Below are 19,830 nucleotides of genomic sequence, written 5' to 3'. Positions count from 1 at the left end.
CGAACCCACCTCTGTGGTTGTTCCCGCCGGGCCCCGCCCCTACCGCAGCATGGAGGCCGGGGGCGCGGGCATGGACGCCCCCTGGTACTTGGCGGCGGCAGCGTCCATGAGGTGGCCCCACTGGGTACCGGCGATGTTGGCCCCGTCCAGGCCGGCGTAGTACTTCCCGTTGATGGTGATGTCCTGGTTGGCCCACTGGGGGCCAAAGCCCTTGTAACTGCCGAACCATGAGGCGGTGGCGATTCCCGTGGTGGCCCCCACGGTCCACGTTTGGGTGTTTCCGTCAGTGGTGCCTGTCTTGGCGAAGATGTCGTGGTCCTTGTTCACGGGGATGTTGTATCCGGAGCCTTTGACCAGGACGGGTTTGAGGGCGTACGCCACCCCGGCGGCCACCTCCGGGCTGATGGCCTGGGCACAGTGGGCCGAGGGCACCGGGTACTGGCGGCCCTGGGCGTCGGTGACGGATTCCAGGGCCACGGGATCGCAGTGGACCCCGCCTGCCGCGAAGGTGGCGTAGGCGTTGGCCATGTCCAGTGGTGCGACATCCTGGGTGCCAATGAGGCTGGCGATGCTGGACATATCGTACGGCTGGTTCGTATGGCCGTTCTTGACGCCGGCAGCAGTCGCCATTTTCTGGATGTTGCAGAAGTCCAGGCGGGTGGCGGACTGGAACGTGATGGTGTTGATGGAGTGGTATAGGCCCTTCAGCACGCTCATCGGGTAGTAGTGGTACGGGTCGTCGTTGGGCAGCGGGGTCTGCCCGAGTGCCGGGTCGTAGGAGCCGGTGGTGGTGCCGCAGCTGTTCTTCCACGGAAAGCCTGCCTTGTAGACGCGGACTGACCCGTCCAGGACAGTGGCCATGGACCGGCCGGACCTGAGCCATTCGGCGAAGACGAACGGCTTCATGGTGGAGCCGATCTGGAAACCGCCGGCACCGTCCAGGGGGTTTCCGTTGGCGTCCTTCTCCGGCAGGGCGAAGTTGCCGGTGTAGTTTCCGGGTGCTGCCGCCGGGTTGTAGTTGGTGTTTTGCGCCATGGCCAGCACCTTTCCCGTTCCCGGCTGGACGCTGACGAGGGCCGAACCGCGCTGCAGGGGGTCGGTCGCCGGCAGTGCGGCATCGACCTCCTTTTGCGCGACCTGCTGCAGGCCCGGGTCCAGGGTGGTGCGGATGGTGAGGCCGCCCTGATCCAGGAGCTTTTGGCGGGCATCCTCGTCTGGGCCGAAGGCCGGGCTGTTGAGGATCAGCCGTTTGATGTAATCGCAGAAATAGGGCGCAGAGGCCGCGGCGGTGCAGCCCTGGGCACTTTGGTGGACGTCCAGGTCCAGGGCCGAGGCCACGGATTGGTCATGCTGGGCGGCGCTGATGAGGCCCTGTTCGAGCATCTTGTCCAGGACCACATTCCTGCGTGCCACCACGTGGTCGGGGTGCGTGAGGGGGTCATAGTAGACCGGGCTGTTGACCACCGCGGCCAGGGCTGCCGCTTCCGGCAGGGTCAGCTTGATGGCCGGGACACCGAAATACTCCTGGGCCGCGGCCTGGATGCCATAGGCGCCGTTACCGAAGTAGACGATGTTGAGGTACCCGGCAAGGATCTGGTCCTTGGAGTACTTCTTTTCCAAAGCGATGGCGAGCTTCATCTCGCGGAGCTTGTCGCCAATGGTTTTCGACGCACCCGTGGTCACCTCGTCCGCATTGCCGTTGGACACCAGCGATTCGATGATGATGTTGTTGACGTACTGCTGGGTGATGGTGGACGCGCCCTGGCGGCCACCCTGGACCGTCACGGCAAGGGCCCGCAGGATTCCGGTCGGGTCAATGCCCCCGTGCTCGTAGAACCTGGCGTCCTCGATGGAGACGATGGCATCGCGCATGAACGGTGACATTTTGTCCAGGGTGACGGGGACGCGGTTCTGGGAATAGAACGTTGCGATGACGGAGCCATCGTTCGCCAGCACCTTCGAGTTCCGCGCCGGCGGATTCAGTTCCAGCTCGGCCGGGAGCTTGTCGAAGAAGCTGATGGAGCGGCCCGCAACCGTTCCCGCCACCGCGGTGGCGGGAACGAAAAGGCCTGCCGCCAGGATGCCGCACGCTACGCAGACCGTGATGAAGGCCAGCAGTTTCGGTACCAGCGCCTTGTTCACGTGCTGCACATGTTTCCTTTGCTCGTTGGCTGCGCAAATGGAGAAGCGCAGGTGGTTCGTGCCTTCTCCGCGTGCTCCAGTGAGCCTGCCCCGATGTCTTGCCGGCGCAGCGTCCCCCTGCTTACATGTAGTAGTGCATATGTTATTTGCCAGCATACGTTCAATCCCCCGCCCGGATGCAAGTGGCAGCTCCTCCGCGCAGGCGCCGGCATGAAGGCCATCGTGGCGGGCGCCGGGATCGCCGGGCTCGTCGCGGCCCGCCAGCTGGCCCTGGCCGGCTGGGACGTTGAGGTGCTGGAAAAGTCCCGGGCGCTGCGGCCTGACGGCTACATGATGGACTTCTTCGGCCCGGGGGTGGAGGCGTCGGAGCGGATCGGGCTGTACCCCCGGCTGGCAGAGGCGGCGTACCACATCCAGTCCGCCGACTACGTGGACACCGCAGGCCGCACCACCTGCAGCATCGACTACCTCCGGTTCTCCAAGCTGGCCGGCGGGAAAGTCCTGAGCCTGCTGCGCCCGGACATTGAGGCAGCGGTCCTGGCGGCGCTGGAAGACGCGGCCGGCAGGGTGCGGGTGCGTTACGGGGCACGGGTGGTCAATGCGCGCACCGACGCAGATGGCGCACACGTCCTCGTAGAGGCCAACCAGGAAATGAGCGCCGATGTGCTGGTCGGTGCAGACGGCATCCATTCAGAGGTGCGCGCCGGCGTCTTCGGGCCCGAGAGGGACTTCCTCCGGCCGCTGGGCATGCGGGCCGCGGCGTTCATCGTCACCGATCCGGCCCTGAATGCGCGCTTCCGGGGCCGGTTCATCCTCACCGACACGCTCAACCGGATGGCTGGGCTGTACGGCATCCGCCAGGACGAGGTGGCCGCCTTCCTGGTCTACCGGGACGCCGTGTCACCGGGGAAAGAGGCAGTAACGGCCCGCCAGCGGCTCCGCAGCGAGTTCGCCGGGCTGGGGGACGCGGTGGACAGGCTCCTTGACCTGTGCCCCGCGCATCCTTATGACGACACCGTGGCGCAAGTGGTCATGCCCCGCTGGCACACGGACCGCGCAGTCCTGGTGGGTGACGCCTGCGGCGCCGTGTCGCTGCTGGCGGGCCAAGGCGGTTCGCTGGCCATCGCCGGGGCTGCGCTGCTCGGTGACGTCCTGGGACCGGTCGCCACGCCCAGTGGCATCGGCGCGGCGTTGGCGCGGTTCGAGCAGCAGTGGCGCCCCGTGGTGGAGATGGCGCAAAAATCGGGACGGCGGACCGCAGCGACGTTCCTGCCCAGGAACACTACCCAGCTCCTGCTCCGCAGGTGGGTCATCCGCGCAACCCGACTTCCCGGCGTCGACCGCCTGGTTGCACACCAAATCCTGCGCAGCATCGCCAAGTAGGGCGCGCCTTGGGGCGGTCAGCCCGTGCCGGACGTGGGCTGGGCCGTCGCGCCGGCGCCGGGATCCACGGTGGGTTCCGTTGTGGGGTAGTCAACGGACGACGTCGGCTGCCCGCCTCCCCCATATTGTCCGGCCGGCGCCGTGGGCACCTCAGTCGCGGCAGGGGCGGGTGCATAGGTTCCGGCGGGTGCCGTTGCTGGAGCGGTGGAGCCGCCCGAAGCAGGCGATGAGGCAGGAGCAGGGACCGTACCCTCACTGGCGCCGGCTGTCGCGGGCGACGTTGCGCCGGAGGTACCCCCGGCAACCGACGCACCCTTGACGATGGCCGTGATCTGCTCCTTGAACCCGTTGAGCGTTGCCTGGATCTCAGAGAGCGGAACGTCCTGGAGGTGCCGGCCGTACTCGGCGATCCGTGCCCACAATGCCTCGAGCTGCTGCTTGCTGTCCCCGTCCAGCGGCCCGTCGAGGGTCAGGACCAGCTGGCTGGCCAGGGCGTAGGTGAGGCAGTCCAGGCAGTTGTAGTTGGCGGCCGCGGACAGGTTCTGCGGCACGATCACGTCCGTCTGCCCCACCACCAGGACCACCTGGAACCCCACAGCCACCGCCGCGCAGCCCGAACAGTTGGCGAAGGCATAGGCCTCGTTGGTGGTGGTGACGGGCTGGCCGTCCTCGGCCCACACCAGGGCGAACGCCACGCTGTACTGGACGGACCCGTCGGTGGTGTTGACGGCGAGCGCCTGGTTTCCGTCGCCCTCGGGAGCCGCCGGCCGGTCGAACGGGAACACCCAGGACGGTGCCACCGGCGCCGCAGCGGAGGAAGCGCCACCGGCAGGCGGCGTCCCGGAAGCCGAGGCAGCCACCGGCACCAGCACCATGCTCAGCTGCGGATTGTCCCGCGTCGGCTTGGCGGTGCCGGCAGGCCACAGCGCAACGGTGCGTCCGGCAGCGCCCTGCCGCAACGCCCCGCCGTCGTTGTTGCCCGCGGGAAGGATCGCCCGCGTGGCGTCGCCCAGCGTCCCGCGTTCGTAGGCCTGCACCGGACGGTATGTCCCGCCGTCGGGCCACCATGCCCAGGCGAGTCCCGCCAGCAGTACCCCTACAGCGCCCATGGCCACCAACCGCTGGGCAAGCTTGCCGCGCGTCTTCTGCCACAAACCGGTCACCAGTTGCCGCAGCAGCCGCACCACGATGTACAGCACGCCCAGCACCGGCACGGCCACCACCACAATGGCCAGCGCCCGCACCGCCACGCCCAGGACATCTCCGGAGGCAAGGCTTGCCGCCAGCGCTTCCTGCTGCTTGACCACACTCGCCCACCCCGTGGCCAGCAGCCGCGGCAGGGACAGCACCATCATCACCATGCTGAACAGCAGCACCGGCACCGTGACCAGGACCCAGGCGGTGACCACGGCCCGCGCCCACGGCTTCAGCACCTTGCTTTCCGGGTTTCCCCACCGCCACGGAAGGATTCCCAGGAGGGTGGGCTTGATCCGCTGGAACAGGTCCGGCACCCCGGTGGCGTCGGCCAGGATGTGGTAGCCGTCGTACTTCACCAGCGGGATCAGCTGGCGGACCATCTGCAGGATCTGCGTGACCACCACCAGCAGGAGCGCGTCGAAGCCGGTGGCCCACCACAGGCCCATGATGGCCACCGCCACGATCGCGTTAAAGTACAGCCCGCCCAGATCCGTGCGGATCCTGCCGCCGCGGCCCAGCCGGTAGGAGTCCGTGACGTCCGTAAAGAACGCGGGCCACAGCAGGTACAGCCCGGCACCCATGGCCCCGGGAGTCGCGCCGCCCTTGCGCGTGGCGGCGGCATGGCCGAATTCGTGGAAGCCCGCGGAGAGGATGGTGACGGCGAGGATCAGCAGCAGGAGGGCAGGCTGTTCGAAGGCCTCGTGCGTGGCGGAGCCCAGGCCCTTGACCATGAGCACCCACCAGCAGGCGGCAAGGAACGCGGCCGTCACGGCCACCACGATCAGCGGGTTGAACAGCACTGCGAACGGTGCCGTGATCCTGCGCGTGCGCTCGGGATCGGAGACGATGTAGCGGAACCGCAGGCCCAGCAGCGGGTTGGCCTTCCTGACCTCGGGCTGGCTGCCGTCGGCCAGCCGGAGCAGGCCCATCGGCAGCAGCTGGGAGTCCATCAGCGTGCGGACGTTGTCAGCGCTGACCAGCCGCCCGGAGCCCTCGCTGGCATGCCGGGCGATGGCGTCCAGATTCCGTGTGCCGTCGGCGGCCTCCAGCACCAAGTACAGGAGCCGGGTCAGCTGCAGGGTCTGGCCGTCGGCGCGGCGCACCAGGGACGGCGGCTCCCGGTAGCCGGAGCCCTCCGCTGTGCCGAGCAGCTGCACGCCGTCGGCCAAGGCAGGAAGGTGGGCACCCGCCGTCGTAATTTGGCCCGGCGGGACTTCGCCCGGCGGAACATGGGCAAGGTCAGGGTACGACGACGGCTGGCCCGCCTGGGAAGGCGGGCCGCCATGGGTCTGGGTCATCTGGGCTTACTGCTGCAGGTCGGACTGCTGGCCGGCGGTGGCATTGGCCTCGCCGTCGATGTGCTGCGAGATGGTGGCGCTCTGGTCCGAGATGGCGTAGGCCTGGCTGTCGATGGAGCCGATATTCGCGGCCACGGCGGCGTCGATGGGAGCAGCCACGTTGGCGTTCGCGGCCACGGCACCGTTGATGGGGGCGGCAATGGCGGCGTCGGCGTCGAGGTTGACGTCGACGTTGAGCAGGTTGCCGTTCAGGGCGCCCGCTGCATCGGTGAGCCCACCGGTGCTGGTGGGATCTGCGACGGTGCCCGTGGATCCGTCCGTGGTGCCGGCGTCGGCGGTGCCCGCGTCAGTGGTGCCGTCGGCCTGGCCGATCACGCTGTCCTGCGTGGAGTCGGCGTTCGCGTCTGCGGTGATGCCCTGGTCGATGGCGGCGTCCTGGCTGGACAGTGCCTGCGCGTCGGAGCCGAAGGAGAGGATGTTGGCCGAGGCGGCGGCATCGATGGGCGCGGCCACGTTGGCGTTGGCGGCGACGGCGAGGTCGATGGGTGCCGCGGCGTTGATGCCCAGGTCCAGGTCCGCGTTCAGGTCCAGGACGGACGCCACTTCCTTGTCCGGCAGGGCGGTGGCCTGTTCGGACATCAGTTCTTCATCAGTAAGGGGACGCATTTCGTTGTCCATGCTTTGAGAGACCTCCGGTGCGGCGCGGGTGCTCTGCCCCCAGCGGGCAGCCCACGCTCCACAATAGTAAGCATGATTAGTTGTTTTGCGAAGCTATTCGGGGCAGCGCAGGCTGGCGCCAAGGTTGGTGGCATAAGTTAGGCGCATGCACCCCTTCATTCCGGCCGCTTCCGCCGCCGCCGTCCAGGTAACAGGCCTGCTGCCCGGATGGATGGATCCGAACCAGTTCCTCCGTGACCCGGCCCTGGCCCCCTGGCTGGTCCTGCTCGTCTGCGCCTTCCTTTTCGTGGAGACGGGCCTGTTGGTGGGGTTCTTCCTGCCCGGTGACTCCCTGTTGTTCACGTCAGGCCTGCTGGCGGCAACGGGAACCATCCACGTCCCCATCGCGGTCTTGGCGGGCGCTGCGTTTCTTGCAGCGCTCGGCGGAGACCAAACCGGCTACCTCATCGGCAGGAAAGCAGGGCCGGCCGTCTTCAACCGCCCCGGCTCCCGGCTCCTGCGTGGTGAATACGCTGACAAGGCCCACAGCTTCTTCCTCAAATACGGCCGCCGGTCCGTGGTCCTGGCCCGCTTCGTGCCAATCGTGCGCACCTTCCTTCCCGTCACCGCAGGCGTGGGAAAGATGAGTTACCGCGCCTTCCTTGCCTACAACGCGGTAGGCGCCCTGCTGTGGGGCGTCGGCGTCACCTTCCTGGGTTTCTGGCTTGGCCGGTATGCCTGGATCGGGGAAAACATCGACCTGATTTTCGTTGGGATCGTCCTGGTCTCATTCGTCCCGGTGGGCATCGAGCTGCTCAAAAACCGGCGGCGGAAGCGCAGCCAGTAAGGGGAATCCACTCCCCTGCATCCCGGTGGCACGCGGCCGCCGCGCCGCCCCTACTCCCCGGCGAGCCGGAGGATCTCCGCCGCGGTGCCGGCCGCTCCGCCATGCTGGACCAGGTGCGGCTTGCCGGGAATCTCCAGGAAGCGTCCGTTGGGCGCGGTGGCTGCCAGCTTCTCGCACCAGTCCCGCGGCGCGATGGGGTCGCGGGAGCCGCGGATCACGGTGACAGGCTGGCTCACCATGGCCAGCCGGGCGTCGAGGTTGTAGTCCATCATGACCGGCAGTTCGGTGAGGTACCAGCGCAGCCCGGAACGGGCGTAGTCGGTGACCACCACCGCATTCGCCAGCGGGCTCTCCTTGAGGCAGTCCAGGCCCAGGGCCAGGGACTGCTGGAGGACGGTCCGACGGGACGGGTCCACCACCGGGCCCAGCAGCGCCACGTGGGACACCAGGTCCGGCCGCTGGACTGCCAGTTCGGCGGCGAACTGCGTCCCCATGGACTGCCCCACCGCCACAACGCGGCCTGCCCCCATCTTTTCCAGGACCCGGGCCGCATGCACCGCGTACTCGGCCACGGTCAGCTGGCGGTCAGGGGTGGGGGTGCCGCCAAAGCCGGGAAGGTCCAAGGCGTACGTGTCACCATGGCCGGCCAGCAGAAGCTGCAGCCGCCGGTAATAGCGGTGGGACATGCCGATGCCGTGCAGCAGCACAAAAGCCGGGCCAGTGGAAGCTGCGGGACCGGCCAGGAAATGCACGTGGGAGGTCAGTCCGCCGCTGGTGACCACCCGGGGCGTGGGGCGGCGCGTGCGGGGCAGCCGCAGCCGGGGACGCGCCGGTTCAGCGCGGGGTGTTTGGTCGTCTGCGGCGTGCACCGGTAGTCCCTTTCAATCCAAATCCTTCATGCGATTCACTACCCTAAAGTGGCCAGCGCGGCAGGTGCGCTATGGACGGTGACCAGCGTGTCGGCGTCGACCGACCTCACCTCACCGTCGATCTGGTACGGGATGGGCTTGAGCGTGGTGAACCCGTAGCTGCTGACGCTGGGCTGGTCCCCCAGTCCCTTGGTGGCCGCCCGGAGTGCGGTCAGCAGAATCCGCAACTTGGACCTGTGGGGGAAGATCACCACTTCGAACTTGCCGTCCGCCAGCTTGCCGTCGGCCTCGCTCAGGGTGGCGTACTTGGCCATCTGGGCGATGTTGGCCAGGACCAGGCTGTCGAACTTCTGCCGCTTGCCGCCGGTGTGCAGGATTTCGAACGGCTTGAACTTGGAGAAGGTGCGCACCACGGAGAAGGTCTCCTTCAGCGCGCCCTTGCTGCCCTTTTCCAGGCCGATGGCCATCACCGGGGTCAGCCCGAAGCCGATGTAGGAGTGGGCGTACTCGTGCGGGGCGTCCCCGGGCTCCCCTGTGGTGATGCGCAGCAGGTCCATGCGCCGGACCTTTCCGGCGGCGATGGCCTGTTCAAGGGGTGCCGTGCCGGTGGTGCGCCGGTGGTCGTTGGCGTTGCCCGCGGCCATGACGGCGCAGACGGCGTCCGGGTTCCCGGCCTGCATGACGCCGTTCACCACTTCGTTGTAGCCGCCGTCTCCGCTGACCGAGACCACCAGTATGTCCCCGCCGGCGGCAGCGGCCTCGCGGGCCAACTGCACGGCATGCCCGGCGTGGTTGGTGGGTTGAAGCCTGATGTCCGCCGTGTAGGGAAGCAGGGCGGTGAGGCTGGTCCGGAGCTCCCCGGCCAGCGCGGGGGCGTCACCGGTGCTGTTGCGATTGAAAATGATGGCGATGGAGCGGAACGTCCGCGGTGTGCTCATGGCGGTTCCTAGCTGTTGCCGGTGTGGACCAGGCTGTCCAGGTCCTGCTGCTGGGCCGGCGCGTCAGACAGTCCGGCCGGGGTGAGGTCGAAATGCTCGACGGCGGTGCGGGGTTCGTGGGCGGCGGGGGCGGGTGCAGTGCAGCTGTTGTTCATCACGTGTGGAGTACTCCTGGGGGATTCACGGGGACTGGGGATATGGGAGGGAAGGGCTGCCACGTGCTCTGCCGTGGTTTCCAGCACCCTCGAGCGGCGGCACCGGGAACAGTGCACAGCCACGGAGATGGTTGATGCGCGGAGGTTCGGGACGGCCGGCGAGTCAACGGACAGGTGGAAGTCGGTGTCGCAGTGTGCACACCAGGGATGTTTCCCGCGTGGCTGGAGGGCGTGGCGGGGGATGTAGCTGTTCGAGGCTTGGGAGGGGTGAAGGGTCACACCAGGGCCCGGTAGCTGCAGATGATGTAGTCGGCAGCTGCCGGTCCCGTCATGCGCAGGCATTGGTCGGGGTTGACGCGCTGACTCATCGCGGCCCAGAAAATGTGCTCGGCCTGGGGCTCCCGCTGGGACAGCTGGCACCAGCTGGTATAGAGCCCGTACAGGGTGTCGTTGTCCAGGGTGCGTCCGGACTCGTGGTCCGGGCAGGTGGATTCTTGGAGGAACTGGTCAAACTGCGAGTGCGCCATAGTGGCTCTTTTCAACGAGGTGCAGTTGTTCGCCGTTCGGCTACAGCGGTTTCAAGCCCAGGGCCTTGCACGGGGTCCCGGGGCGGCTGCCGGCAGCCTCGAGAGGGCCCGGCAGGGTGGATCAAAGTTGGAATGGGGTGAGAAGGTCCGCGTGCGTGGACGTCTGGTTCTCCTAGGTAAGGGTGCGAGCAGCCATGGCGGCCTTGCAAACGCTGATCCCTTTACTGAAACCAAGTCAACAACTTCTCTACACTGTAGACTTTACGGGCAGGCCCCTGCACTTAGCAAACGTCGCGAAGGCCACGGGCCCCAGCACAACACCATGCTCCAGCCGGGAACGACACACGGCTTTGGAACCTCGCCTCGATGGGAAGATAAGCGGGCGCGGCGTGGGTAAGGTCTGATCATGATCCAGGCCGCGGCTGTCTCAGCACTGACGTCCTACCACTGGCTGGGGATTCCCATCGCCGCCGTCGGGGCGGTCCTGCTCGCCCTGGGAACACTGTTCCAGCACCGGGCCGTGGGAGACCAGCCGGCTGCATCCGGACGCGCGGCCGGCAGCATGGGCGGTGGACGCCTTCACGCCCTGATCCGGACACCGGCATGGCTGGCCGGGACGGCGATGCTGGGCGCTGCCATTCTGCTCCAGCTCACCAGCCTCCGGTTCTCGCCCCTGATCGTGGTGCAGCCCATCGGCGCCGTGGCACTGGTGGTGACCACCCTCGCCACCGCCCGAATGAACCGCAGGCGGCCCGGACGCCGGGCCCTTACCGCCGTCGCGCTTTGTGTTGGAGGGGTGGCGGTCTTCGTGGCCGTTGCTGCGCTGTCCGCGGAGGACGTGGAGATCAGCGACCAGCACCTGGTCACCATCCTGATCGTCCTCGCCGTGGTCCTGGCCTGCGTGGCCGCGGCCTATCTGATGTGGCGGCACCGCTCGCACGCGGTGGTCTTCACCGCCGGCGCCGGGATCCTGTTCGGGTTCGTCGCGGCGCTGGCCAAGACCGTGATCGGCCGCCTGTTCCAGGGCGACTTCGAATGGCTGTCCCTGACCTGCCTGGCGGGGCTGGTCATTGCCGGGCTGGCCGGCAGTTTCCTGGTCCAGAACGCGCACAGCCGGGGAACGCCCGAACTCGTGGTCGCGGGCCTGACCGTCATCGACCCGCTGGTGGCCGTCGCCATCGGCATCACCATCCTGGGCGAGGCGGATGCGGCACCGCCGCTGGCGATTGTCCTGTTTCTCGTGTCCGGAGCCATCGCCATCGCCGGTGTCATTTTGCTGGCCACCGTCAAGAAACCGGCCGAACCGGGGATCAAGCGGTAACCACCCAGGGCTCTATTCGTGCTCGCGGACGTATTCCTCGGGGCTGACGTCCTCCGGCTCAATCCCGCCGGCGTGCTCAGATTCGAAAATACTGAACGCCAGGCCCAGGCGGTGCCGCAGTTCCAGGGAGGCGTGCTGCCGGAAGTCGGTCAGGCCCTCACGTTCCTCTTCAGCCATGTGGTCGCCGTTGGCTTCGTTGAGCTTCGCCACCGCCTCCCACCAGTCGGCTGTCCCCGTCTGGTGCCGGGAGACGTCACTGATGGCGTCCCGGATTTCGTTGTGGTCGTGGATGGCGTCGGTGGTCTCGTCAGCGGCGGAGTCCTTTCCGCCTGCCCCCTTCCCCAGTTCCAGCAGCTCCGGGTAAAAAAGTTCCTCTTCTGCCTTGGCATGGACCTCCAGCAGGATGCGCATCCGCTTCCACACCGCTTCCAGGCTCGATGTTTCGCTGGCATGCATTTCATCGAGCAGGGCGAACAGGCGCCGCTGCTCGTGGTGGTCGTTCAAAATCACTTCAACGATGTCCATGGTGGTCCTCTCGGCAGGGTGTGTACGCCCTAACCCTTACCCCCACCGGCCCGTCTTCCACCACCACAAGCTGCAAGGGCAGGTTTCCCACCAGATTCCCACAACCGGTGGGTACCTCATCACCTGAGACGGTGACAAGAATCCGCCGGGCAGCTGCGGCATTCAGCGTTTCCCCAGCATCGGCTCCTACAGTGATCCCGTGCCGGTCCACGCCGTTGAGCGCGGACGCACGCGCAAATTCGGAAGGACACACCGTGGTGAACCCAGCAATCCCGTCAATGAAAACCTGCATCGGCGTCGGAGCCGCAGCGCTCCTGGCTGCCGGCGCCATGGCCGTTGCCGGCGTGGGCGCGGCGTCTGCTTCGCCCAGTTCCACCCCCACCTCAACCGCGTCCCCCGCGGCTGCGGGCCAGGCCAAGGAGGCGAAGGGTGCCGGCGGGCTGCAGGCGTTCCTGGGTATTAACGCTGACAGTCCGCAGGCGGCCGGCGACCGTGCCGCGAAGGCAGCCGAAGCCCTGGTCAACCACCCGCAGCTGTTCGCCAAGCTGCCCGCCGCCCTCCAGGCGGACGTGACCACGCTCAAGGACGCCGCCCCGGCGGACCGGGTAAAGGACGCCTACAAGATCAAGACCACCGCCCTTTCCGGCGGCTACGGCGCCGAGGTCCAGAAGCGCGCCGAAGCGCTGGAAAAGACAGTTACCGGAATCGCCGGCCTTCGCCAGGAGCTGCGCACCGCGTTCAGCTCGGGCAACCCGGGCGCCGGGCTCCAGAAGGTGGCCGACCAGCTCATCGCCCACCCGAAGCTGTTCGCCAAGCTCCCTGCGAACCTCCAGACTGATCTGACCACACTCAAGAATGCGGCCCCCGCGGACCTGGACGCCCAGGCGAACAAGATCAAGGACACCGCGCTGAACGGCGGCTACGGCGCCAAGGTGCAGAAGATGGCCGAGGCGCTGCAGAAAAAGGCGGCAACGCCCAGCACTTAGAGCGTCAGGACGTTTGCGACGCCGCCGCGGATGGGTCCAGGTCGGCGAGCGGGAGCGGGTGGGCTCGTTGGTCCGGGAACGGGACGCAGGTCAACGCCAGGTCCGGGCCAACGCGCACCAGCTCCCCCGGCGGCTTAGGCGCGCCAGGACGTACGACGGCGGGCCCCGCCCAGGGTGGGCACGGCCGGTCCGCGCCCGCAGAGTTAAGCCGGCGGAGTTAAGAAAAGTGCCGCCGCCTCAAACTTGGGGGATGATGAGGCGGCGGCACTGCATCCAAGGTACCCCCGGGGCAGGCCGGGCCGGCCGGGATCCGGGCTTCAGGACGGAAACCTTGACGAATTTTTTACGCCGCTGTTTCCTCCGCCGCACTCCCCACCCTTCGCGCCCCGGGCGCGCTGCTACGCCTGCCCCGTGGGCTCACTCAACGCGTGCGGAACGCCGGATGATGACGATCCGGACGGCAACTCCGGCGATAACCAAAAAGACGCCCAGTGCCATGAGGCTCCAGACAGGGACGGAATCGGCATCGATGTTCTTGTAGCACACGGCCGCCGCCCCGATTCCGGCCTTCTGGAGGCCTATCAGTTCAGCCGCATGGCTTTCCCGCAGCAGCGGGCTGCCGCAGAGGGGACCCGAGGGCTGGAGTCCTATGACGAAGCCCAGGATGTACACGTCCAAACCCGCGGCAACGATCCACATCCACATCCGTCGCCGCCACAGCCCTCGATTCACGGCAGTCATGGGCTTCGACGGAGAATCATGCATCGCCATGGTTCGAGCATAATCGCAGCAGCCGGTCAGCGCCCGATGGCCATGAGCACCACCGCAACGGTGGCCACGGCCAGGAGCGCCAACCCGACGTAGGACAGCGTATGCAACCGCCGCCGCCGCAGTTCCCGGCGTGAATAGCGGACATCGTAGCTTCCCCTGTATTTACCCATGGGCCACAGATTAGGAAGGCAACCTCAACGTTCGCTCAAGACGGGTGCTTTGTTAAGAGGCCGGCCGCGCAAAGACCAAGCTAGCGGTCGGGGCCGGCCGTTTTTTCCAGGTGCTGGTAATGGTCAAAGCAGTCGCGGCAACAAAATTCCGCAGTCGGAGTAGGCGGTAGCGGGCCGCCGCAAAACCTGCATTTTGGAGCGGATCGGAATATCCCAAACACGGTCTTCAGCATGGATGCAGGCTAGGCGCCCGCCAGGCAAATTTGACCAGTAACTGATACCTGATTTTTACCGCCCGGATACCTGCCGGCGGCGCCTCTCGACGGTGGGTGTACCGCCCCGGAAGAGTCTTGAAAAGGCTACGCGAGGGCCGCCTCCAAGTGCTCCCTGGTCCGTTGGCCGGAGTGCACGATCCTGCGCAGGTATTGTGCAGCAAGGCTCGGCAGCACGGTGGCCGGGTCCGGGCCGGCCGCAGCGCCGCGCACTGCGTGTTCCAGTTCCAGGGACAAGTCGGCCAGCAGCCGGGCCCCCACCATCTGGGCAGAGGTCCGGAGGCTCAGAATGGCTGTCAGCGCGCACGTGGCGTCACCGCTGGTCAGCGTGCTGCGGAGCTTCTCGATCCTGGGCTGCATCTGATCGATGAAGTTCCGGACGAAGAGCCTCCAAATTCCGTCGTCATCCTCGGTTTCGGCGCGCAGCCGCGCCAGCACGGAGGCATCCAGCAGAGGCAGTGCAGGGCCGCCGTCCTGGATCACGGACGGCTCCAGGCCAGCCGGCCAGCAAACTCTCCGCAGCCCGACGGCGGGCAGCACCAGCCGCCGTCGTGATGCTTTTGATGCGGGCCCCTCAAAGCCCACGGCTTTCCGCCCATGTCCATGCTCCCCCTTGCAAGTCGGTCCAGTTGCGAACCGATTCCGAGGTTATGCGGCCGCGGCAGAAGGGCACACGAGTAGTGTGTACTCGAATTCGCTCCCGGGGGCTTAAACCGGGTGGGTCAGCACTGCTGCCCGAACTTCTTGAGGCTCAGCGAGCGGGACCTGATCCCCTCGATGTGGTTGTTCATCGCGGCCGTTGCCGCGGCGCAGTCCCCCGCCTTGAAGGCATCGATGATGGCCTGGTGCTCCTGCACTGTGTGGTCGCCGCTCATGTCGTTGTGCACCATCAACCGGAACCGCTGGATGTGCCCTTCGATGGAGCCGTAGGCCCGGAGCAGGAACTCGTTGTCGGTGGCCTCAACGATGCGCCGGTGGAAGTTCTCGTCCGCCTGCCAGTAGGCCCGGTATCCGGCAAAGGTGTCCCCGCCGTGGCGTGACGCCTCCAGGTCGCGGTGGAACTTTTCCAGGTCCGCCACGAGTTCCTCTGTCGAGTTGGTGCAGGCAATGCTGGTGCATGCGGGCTCGAGGATCTGCCGGGAGGTCAGCAGCGCCGCGATGTCGCTGGCGGTCGGCTCCGGCGCCACCTTGTAGCCCCGCAGGGCCTCCCGCCGCACCATGCCTGTCGTCTCCAGGCGCGCCAGGGCTTCCCGCACAGGGGTGGAGGAGACCTTGAACCGCTTGGCCAGTCCGTCAATGCTCAGCGGTGATCCGGTGGAGATCTTGTCGTCCAGCAGCAGGGACAGGATCGCTTCGAACACCTGGTCCACCAGCATGGGCCGGCCGGGGATCAGGACTTCTTCTTCAGGCGAAGCGGCGTTCATTTCGGAATCCTATGTGAATTAAGGGTAAGGCGGAGGGCAGCCAGCAGCAGCGCCCCGTCACAACCCCGTCAGCTCGAAAGGGTGTTTGCAGAAGATCGTGCATGATGTACGGTACATGATACCGGACAGCAAAGTGATCTGTACCACAACTAAGGCTGCCCACCCAGGTTGGAAGCTCTCCTACCACCCCTCCTCCCCCAAATTCCGAAGGCGTGTAGATGATTCAGTTTCGATCGATGCTGGCAAGCGTCGCCGCAGTGTCCATGGCCGGCGTGCTTCTCTCCGGATGCTCCAATCCCAGCATGACCTCCTCTGCCCAGTCCGAGACCCCCAAGCCCTCAAGCTCCGCGGAGGCCGTCAAGGTCGACGACGCCGCCGCGGCAGCACTTCCCAAGGAAGCCAAGGACAAGGGGACGCTCACCATCACCATGAGCCAGAGCTCCCCGCCCCTGCACTTCATGGCCCCGGACGGGACCACCACGGTTGGCGTGGACCCCGAGATCGCGATGGCCCTGGGGCAGACCCTCGGCCTGAAGACTGAGGTCAAGAGCGGCCCGTTCGATGGCATCATCCCCGGCATTTCCGCCGGGAAGTTCGATATGGCTATCTCCCAGATGTCACCTTCAACCGAACGCATGAAGGTGCTCGACTTCGTGGACTACTACCAGTCAGGCAGCGGCATCGGCGTGGCACCGGGCAACCCGCAGCACCTCACCATTGACACCCTCTGCGGCAAGCGGGTGGGCGTGCTGAAGGGTTCCTTCCAGGACCTCAAGCGACTTCCCGCCCTGTCCAAGGCCTGCACGGACGCCGGCAACCCGGCCATCGAAGCCATGACCTACCCGGACATGCAGGCCCCCAACCTGGCACTGACCGCCGGCCGCATCGACGCCGTCTACATCGACGGCCCGACGCTGGGCTACGCCATCAAGCAGGGCGGCCAGATCGAGCTGCTCGGCGAAAAGGACGTCTCCCCCGTCAGCATCGGCTTCAAGAAGGGCGCCGGCCTGGAGAAGGCCATCGAGCTCGGCATGGAATCCCTTGCCAAGAGCGGCAAGTACAAGGAGATCCTGGACAAGTGGGGTGTAGGCAGCGGTGCAATCTCTGACTTCGCCTTCAACAAAGCGCAGTAGCAGCATGGCCAACACAGCCACGGAACCGAACGCCAAGGCACCCGCCGGGGACGGACTGGACCGGCAGCTGCTTATGGGCCGTCCGCACCAGCGCCACGGAGGTTTGTGGCTGACGGCGGCAATCGTCCTGTTCGCGGTCTTCCTGGTGGGCTATTCCCTGGTCACCAATCCCCGCTTCGAGTGGAACGTCGTCTTCGGCTGGTTCACCTCGGAGCGCCTGTTCACGGGCCTGCTGCGGACGCTGGGACTGACGGCCATTTCCATGGCCGTGGGAATCGTCGTCGGCGTTTTGCTGGCGCTGGCCCGGCTCGCGCCGAACGCCATCGTCGCGGGGACCGCCGCCTTCCTGGTGTGGCTCTTCCGCGGGGTGCCGGTGTTCGTCCAGCTCCTCTTCTGGGGCTTCATCGCCGCCATCTACCCGCGGATCGCCGTCGGGGTGCCGTTCGGGCCGGAGTTCTTCTCCGTGGATGCCAACGTGCTGATCACCCCGTTCATGGCGGCCATCCTGGGGCTGGGCCTGAACGAAGGTGCCTACATGTCGGAGATCGTCCGCGCCGGGCTGCTGAGCGTCAACCGCGGGCAGACGGAGGCGGCCACGGCGCTGGGCATGCGGCGCTTCCACATCCTGTCCCGGATCGTGCTGCCGCAGGCCATGAAGATCATCATTCCGCCCACCGGCAACCAGACCATCTCCATGCTGAAGACCACCTCCCTGGTCAGCGTCCTGGCCTTCCCGGAGCTGCTGTACTCAGCGCAGCTGGTCTACAGCGCCAACTTCAAGACCATCCCGCTGCTCATCGCCGCAAGCATGTGGTACCTGCTGGTCACCAGCATCCTGAGCCTGGGGCAGTATTTCATTGAACGGCACTTCAACCGGGGCGGCATCACCGCAGGACGCAGCAGCCGGCGCCGCAAGGCCAAGGCGCCCGGCTCCCCCACCACACCACAGGAGGCCCGGCCATGACTGACGTGATGATCGAGGCACAGGGGGTCACCAAGAGCTTCGGCGACCTCGAGGTCCTCAAAGGCATCGACCTCACCGTCCCCAAGGGCAGCGTCACCTGCATCATCGGGCCGTCCGGGTCCGGCAAGTCCACGTTCCTGCGCTGCATCAACCAGCTGGAAACGCTCGACGGCGGGTACATCCTTGTGGAGGGACAGCCGGTTGGCGTGAAGATCAGGAAGGGCCGGCTGCACGCGCAGAACAACGCCGAGGCGGCCAGGATGCGCGAGAACGTCGGCATGGTGTTCCAGAGCTTTAACCTCTTTCCACATATGACGGTGCTCGAGAACATCTGCGAGGCACCGGTCAGGGTGAAGAAGGAAAACCGGAAAGCCGTCCAGGACCGGGCCCGGGTCCTGCTGGAACGGGTGGGGCTGTCCGAGAAGGTCCACGCCTACCCTGCGTCCCTGTCCGGCGGCCAGCAGCAGCGCGTTGCCATCGCCAGGGCGCTGGCCATGGAACCGCGGCTGATGCTGTTCGACGAGCCCACGTCCGCGCTGGACCCGGAGCTGGTGGGCGAGGTGCTGGACGTGATGCGCAAGCTCGCGGACGGCGGGATGACCATGATCGTGGTCACCCATGAGATCGGCTTCGCCCGGGAAGTAGGCGACCACCTCATCTTCATGGACGGCGGCGGCATCGTGGAGCAGGGCGACCCCCGCACCGTCCTGCGGGAACCGCAGCATGAACGCACCAAGCAATTCCTGGCGAAAGTAATTTAGACCTTCACATTGGAGCAGGACCCTTGAGAAACAAATGGATTGTCAGCATTGATGACTACCGCCGGGCTTCCCGGAAGCAGCTGCCCAGGATGATCTCGGATTATCTGGAGGGCGGTGCGCTGGATGAGACCACCATGCGCGCCAATGAGGACCGGTTTGATGCCCTGATGCTCCGCCAGCGTTCCATGGTGGACCTCCGCGGCCTGACCACCTCCACCACCGTGCTGGGCCATTCCCTGGCGATGCCGCTCATGGTGGCGCCCATGGGCATGCTCACCATCTTTCACCCGGGGTCCGACCCGGCCGTTGCCAGGGCTGCGGTCAGGGCGGGCTCGATCTTCATCCACAGCGCCTGGGCCGGCTGCTCGTTGGAAGAGGTGGCCAAGGTGGCGCCGGACAACCTGTGGGCGCAGATCGCCTTCTGGAAGGACCCGGCGGAAACGGCCAGCTACATCAGCCGGGCACGGGCCGTGGGCGTGCAGACGCTGGTGGTGGCGGGCGACGTCGGGTCCTCCAGCAAGCGCGAACGGGACCTTCACCACGGGCTGTCCATGCCGCCGCGCCCGCCGGTGGCGGACTACTTCAACGCCGCCACCCGCCCGGCCTGGCTGTGGCGGTGGCTTACCGGCCGGAAGATGACGTACGGGAATTACCAGATCAACGGCAGGCCGCTGCGCATGGATGAGATGAACAACTGGATGGCGTCCAACAAGAACCCGGGCGCCAACTGGGAGGACTTCGCCAGGCTCCGTTCCGAGTGGAAGGGGAACCTGGTGATCAAGGGCATCATGGACGCCGAGGACGCGGCCCGGGCCGTGGACGAGGGCGCGGACGGCATCTTCGTCTCCAACCACGGCGGCCGGCAGTTCGACTCCCAGCCCGCCACCATCGACGTCCTGCCGTTCATCGTGGACGCCGTGGGCGGCCGCGCGGAGGTCTACCTCGACGGCGGCATCCGCCGCGGGCACGACATCGTCAAGGCAGTCGCGCTGGGCGCCAAGGCCGCCCTGGCCGGGCGTCCGTTCGCCTACGCCCTGGCCACCGGCGGGGAGCCGGCCGTGGACCGGGTGTTCGGGATCCTCCAGGAGGAGTTCAAGGGGGCGATGGGCTTCGTGGGGAAGTCCTCGGTGGCGGACCTGGACAGCAGCATCTTTGCGGGGCACGCCCAGCGCGCGGCGGCTGAGAGCCTGCTCGTCTAACCAAAAGCTCCACGAAAGGTGCCCGCCCCGTTCGTTCGGCGGCGGGCGCTTTGCGTTAAGCGAGCATCGAACGTACGACGGCGGCGGGCAGCTTTTCCGGTCAACGCGCACGGAGGCTGTACCCGAGATCTGCGAAGCTGGTTGCGATTCAAGGAGCGGCGGATCGTAGATTCGCCCACGTCCAACATGCACTTCTACCTCTGGCGCAGGTCGGGTGTCAATGGCCATTAGTTTCTGCCCACTGACGGTCAGTTAATGTGCCCGCTGGTGGCCAGTAAAACTGCCCGGTGA

20 protein-coding genes are annotated in these 19,830 nt (G+C 66.7%); 8 read left to right on the top strand and 12 right to left on the bottom strand.

Features of this window, described 5'->3' with window-relative positions:
• Positions 1–39: 39 nt before the first annotated feature.
• A complete protein-coding gene (locus ACTHQS_RS20270; RefSeq protein WP_440172488.1) occupies positions 40–2,151 on the bottom strand; it encodes a transglycosylase domain-containing protein in 2,112 nt (703 codons plus the stop codon).
• 201 nt (positions 2,152–2,352) lie between these two features.
• Between ACTHQS_RS20270 and ACTHQS_RS20265 the strand changes: the two genes are divergently transcribed.
• Complete coding sequence (locus tag ACTHQS_RS20265) at positions 2,353–3,525, top strand: FAD-dependent monooxygenase (protein WP_440172487.1); 1,173 nt, start codon at positions 2,353–2,355, stop codon at positions 3,523–3,525.
• A gap of 17 nt (positions 3,526–3,542) precedes the next feature.
• Here ACTHQS_RS20265 and ACTHQS_RS20260 read toward each other — a convergent pair whose 3' ends face one another.
• Positions 3,543–6,020: a hypothetical protein gene (locus ACTHQS_RS20260; RefSeq protein ID WP_440172485.1), complete on the bottom strand. Its 2,478-nt coding sequence runs from the start codon at positions 6,018–6,020 to the stop codon at positions 3,543–3,545.
• Between the two features lie 6 nt (positions 6,021–6,026).
• Entirely contained in the window at positions 6,027–6,686 is a 660-nt protein-coding gene (locus tag ACTHQS_RS20255; protein ID WP_440172483.1) for a peptidoglycan-binding protein, read from the bottom strand.
• Positions 6,687–6,843: 157 nt separating this feature from the next.
• On the opposite strand from ACTHQS_RS20255, the gene ACTHQS_RS20250 reads away from it, so the two are divergent.
• Complete coding sequence (locus ACTHQS_RS20250; RefSeq protein ID WP_440172481.1) at positions 6,844–7,524, top strand: VTT domain-containing protein; 681 nt, start codon at positions 6,844–6,846, stop codon at positions 7,522–7,524.
• Between the two features lie 50 nt (positions 7,525–7,574).
• Here the strand turns inward: ACTHQS_RS20250 and ACTHQS_RS20245 are convergent, their stop codons facing one another.
• The 4 genes from ACTHQS_RS20245 to ACTHQS_RS20230 form a co-directional block, all read right to left on the bottom strand.
• Positions 7,575–8,393 carry an alpha/beta fold hydrolase gene (locus ACTHQS_RS20245; RefSeq protein ID WP_440172479.1) on the bottom strand — a complete coding sequence of 273 codons (819 nt, stop codon included), beginning with the start codon at positions 8,391–8,393 and terminating at the stop codon, positions 7,575–7,577.
• A 38-nt stretch (positions 8,394–8,431) separates the two neighbouring features.
• Positions 8,432–9,331 carry a diacylglycerol/lipid kinase family protein gene (locus ACTHQS_RS20240; RefSeq protein ID WP_440172477.1) on the bottom strand — a complete coding sequence of 300 codons (900 nt, stop codon included), beginning with the start codon at positions 9,329–9,331 and terminating at the stop codon, positions 8,432–8,434.
• A gap of 8 nt (positions 9,332–9,339) precedes the next feature.
• A complete protein-coding gene (locus ACTHQS_RS20235) occupies positions 9,340–9,489 on the bottom strand; it encodes a hypothetical protein (protein WP_440172475.1) in 150 nt (49 codons plus the stop codon).
• A gap of 272 nt (positions 9,490–9,761) precedes the next feature.
• Entirely contained in the window at positions 9,762–10,013 is a 252-nt protein-coding gene (locus ACTHQS_RS20230; protein WP_440172473.1) for a hypothetical protein, read from the bottom strand.
• Between the two features lie 406 nt (positions 10,014–10,419).
• Here ACTHQS_RS20230 and ACTHQS_RS20225 point away from each other — a divergent pair, with 406 nt between their 5' ends.
• On the top strand, positions 10,420–11,334 hold the full coding sequence (locus ACTHQS_RS20225; RefSeq protein WP_440172471.1) for a DMT family transporter: 915 nt from the start codon (positions 10,420–10,422) through the stop codon (positions 11,332–11,334).
• Positions 11,335–11,346: 12 nt separating this feature from the next.
• Here the strand turns inward: ACTHQS_RS20225 and ACTHQS_RS20220 are convergent, their stop codons facing one another.
• Positions 11,347–11,859, bottom strand: coding sequence for a hemerythrin domain-containing protein (locus tag ACTHQS_RS20220; RefSeq protein WP_440172469.1), 513 nt, complete (start codon positions 11,857–11,859; stop codon positions 11,347–11,349).
• Positions 11,860–12,113: 254 nt separating this feature from the next.
• Here ACTHQS_RS20220 and ACTHQS_RS20215 point away from each other — a divergent pair, with 254 nt between their 5' ends.
• A complete protein-coding gene (locus ACTHQS_RS20215; RefSeq protein WP_440172467.1) occupies positions 12,114–12,845 on the top strand; it encodes a hypothetical protein in 732 nt (243 codons plus the stop codon).
• 417 nt (positions 12,846–13,262) lie between these two features.
• Here the strand turns inward: ACTHQS_RS20215 and ACTHQS_RS20210 are convergent, their stop codons facing one another.
• The 4 genes from ACTHQS_RS20210 to ACTHQS_RS20195 all read right to left on the bottom strand — a co-directional run bounded on the left by ACTHQS_RS20210 (position 13,263) and on the right by ACTHQS_RS20195 (position 15,482).
• Positions 13,263–13,616 carry a hypothetical protein gene (locus tag ACTHQS_RS20210; protein ID WP_440172464.1) on the bottom strand — a complete coding sequence of 118 codons (354 nt, stop codon included), beginning with the start codon at positions 13,614–13,616 and terminating at the stop codon, positions 13,263–13,265.
• Positions 13,617–13,642: 26 nt separating this feature from the next.
• Positions 13,643–13,786 carry a hypothetical protein gene (locus tag ACTHQS_RS20205; RefSeq protein ID WP_440172463.1) on the bottom strand — a complete coding sequence of 48 codons (144 nt, stop codon included), beginning with the start codon at positions 13,784–13,786 and terminating at the stop codon, positions 13,643–13,645.
• A gap of 359 nt (positions 13,787–14,145) precedes the next feature.
• On the bottom strand, positions 14,146–14,643 hold the full coding sequence (locus tag ACTHQS_RS20200; RefSeq protein WP_440172461.1) for an Hpt domain-containing protein: 498 nt from the start codon (positions 14,641–14,643) through the stop codon (positions 14,146–14,148).
• A 137-nt stretch (positions 14,644–14,780) separates the two neighbouring features.
• On the bottom strand, positions 14,781–15,482 hold the full coding sequence (locus ACTHQS_RS20195) for a GntR family transcriptional regulator (protein WP_440172459.1): 702 nt from the start codon (positions 15,480–15,482) through the stop codon (positions 14,781–14,783).
• 218 nt (positions 15,483–15,700) lie between these two features.
• Here ACTHQS_RS20195 and ACTHQS_RS20190 point away from each other — a divergent pair, with 218 nt between their 5' ends.
• Genes ACTHQS_RS20190 through ACTHQS_RS20175 form a run of 4 tightly spaced genes read left to right on the top strand, consistent with a single transcriptional unit; the run spans position 15,701 to position 19,539 of the window.
• Complete coding sequence (locus tag ACTHQS_RS20190; RefSeq protein ID WP_440172457.1) at positions 15,701–16,615, top strand: ABC transporter substrate-binding protein; 915 nt, start codon at positions 15,701–15,703, stop codon at positions 16,613–16,615.
• 4 nt (positions 16,616–16,619) lie between these two features.
• On the top strand, positions 16,620–17,579 hold the full coding sequence (locus tag ACTHQS_RS20185; RefSeq protein WP_440172454.1) for an amino acid ABC transporter permease: 960 nt from the start codon (positions 16,620–16,622) through the stop codon (positions 17,577–17,579).
• Positions 17,576–18,340: an amino acid ABC transporter ATP-binding protein gene (locus tag ACTHQS_RS20180; RefSeq protein WP_440172452.1), complete on the top strand. Its 765-nt coding sequence runs from the start codon at positions 17,576–17,578 to the stop codon at positions 18,338–18,340. The genes ACTHQS_RS20185 and ACTHQS_RS20180 overlap by 4 nt, the downstream gene beginning before the upstream one ends.
• Before the next feature lie 23 nt (positions 18,341–18,363).
• The gene (locus tag ACTHQS_RS20175; RefSeq protein ID WP_440172450.1) at positions 18,364–19,539 is read left to right on the top strand and encodes an alpha-hydroxy acid oxidase; all 1,176 of its coding nucleotides are present in this window, start codon (positions 18,364–18,366) and stop codon (positions 19,537–19,539) included.
• Positions 19,540–19,830: the final 291 nt, after the last annotated feature.

Source organism: Arthrobacter sp. SAFR-044 (assembly GCF_051965175.1).
GTDB lineage: Bacteria > Actinomycetota > Actinomycetes > Actinomycetales > Micrococcaceae > Arthrobacter.
This window is presented reverse-complemented; position numbering and strand designations above follow the sequence as displayed.

Excerpts from the sequence above, each read along its gene's own strand:
- ACTHQS_RS20225 (WP_440172471.1), top strand. The coding sequence starts at position 10,420 with ATGATCCAGGCCGCGGCTGTCTCAGCACTGACGTCCTACCACTGGCTG.
- ACTHQS_RS20195 (WP_440172459.1), bottom strand. The coding sequence starts at position 15,482 with ATGAACGCCGCTTCGCCTGAAGAAGAAGTCCTGATCCCCGGCCGGCCC.
- ACTHQS_RS20185 (WP_440172454.1), top strand. The coding sequence starts at position 16,620 with ATGGCCAACACAGCCACGGAACCGAACGCCAAGGCACCCGCCGGGGAC.
- ACTHQS_RS20230 (WP_440172473.1), bottom strand. The coding sequence starts at position 10,013 with ATGGCGCACTCGCAGTTTGACCAGTTCCTCCAAGAATCCACCTGCCCG.
- ACTHQS_RS20260 (WP_440172485.1), bottom strand. The coding sequence starts at position 6,020 with ATGACCCAGACCCATGGCGGCCCGCCTTCCCAGGCGGGCCAGCCGTCG.
- ACTHQS_RS20205 (WP_440172463.1), bottom strand. The coding sequence starts at position 13,786 with ATGGGTAAATACAGGGGAAGCTACGATGTCCGCTATTCACGCCGGGAA.
- ACTHQS_RS20250 (WP_440172481.1), top strand. The coding sequence starts at position 6,844 with ATGCACCCCTTCATTCCGGCCGCTTCCGCCGCCGCCGTCCAGGTAACA.
- ACTHQS_RS20265 (WP_440172487.1), top strand. The coding sequence starts at position 2,353 with ATGAAGGCCATCGTGGCGGGCGCCGGGATCGCCGGGCTCGTCGCGGCC.
- ACTHQS_RS20210 (WP_440172464.1), bottom strand. The coding sequence starts at position 13,616 with ATGGCGATGCATGATTCTCCGTCGAAGCCCATGACTGCCGTGAATCGA.
- ACTHQS_RS20220 (WP_440172469.1), bottom strand. The coding sequence starts at position 11,859 with ATGGACATCGTTGAAGTGATTTTGAACGACCACCACGAGCAGCGGCGC.
- ACTHQS_RS20180 (WP_440172452.1), top strand. The coding sequence starts at position 17,576 with ATGACTGACGTGATGATCGAGGCACAGGGGGTCACCAAGAGCTTCGGC.
- ACTHQS_RS20190 (WP_440172457.1), top strand. The coding sequence starts at position 15,701 with ATGATTCAGTTTCGATCGATGCTGGCAAGCGTCGCCGCAGTGTCCATG.
- ACTHQS_RS20255 (WP_440172483.1), bottom strand. The coding sequence starts at position 6,686 with ATGCGTCCCCTTACTGATGAAGAACTGATGTCCGAACAGGCCACCGCC.
- ACTHQS_RS20240 (WP_440172477.1), bottom strand. The coding sequence starts at position 9,331 with ATGAGCACACCGCGGACGTTCCGCTCCATCGCCATCATTTTCAATCGC.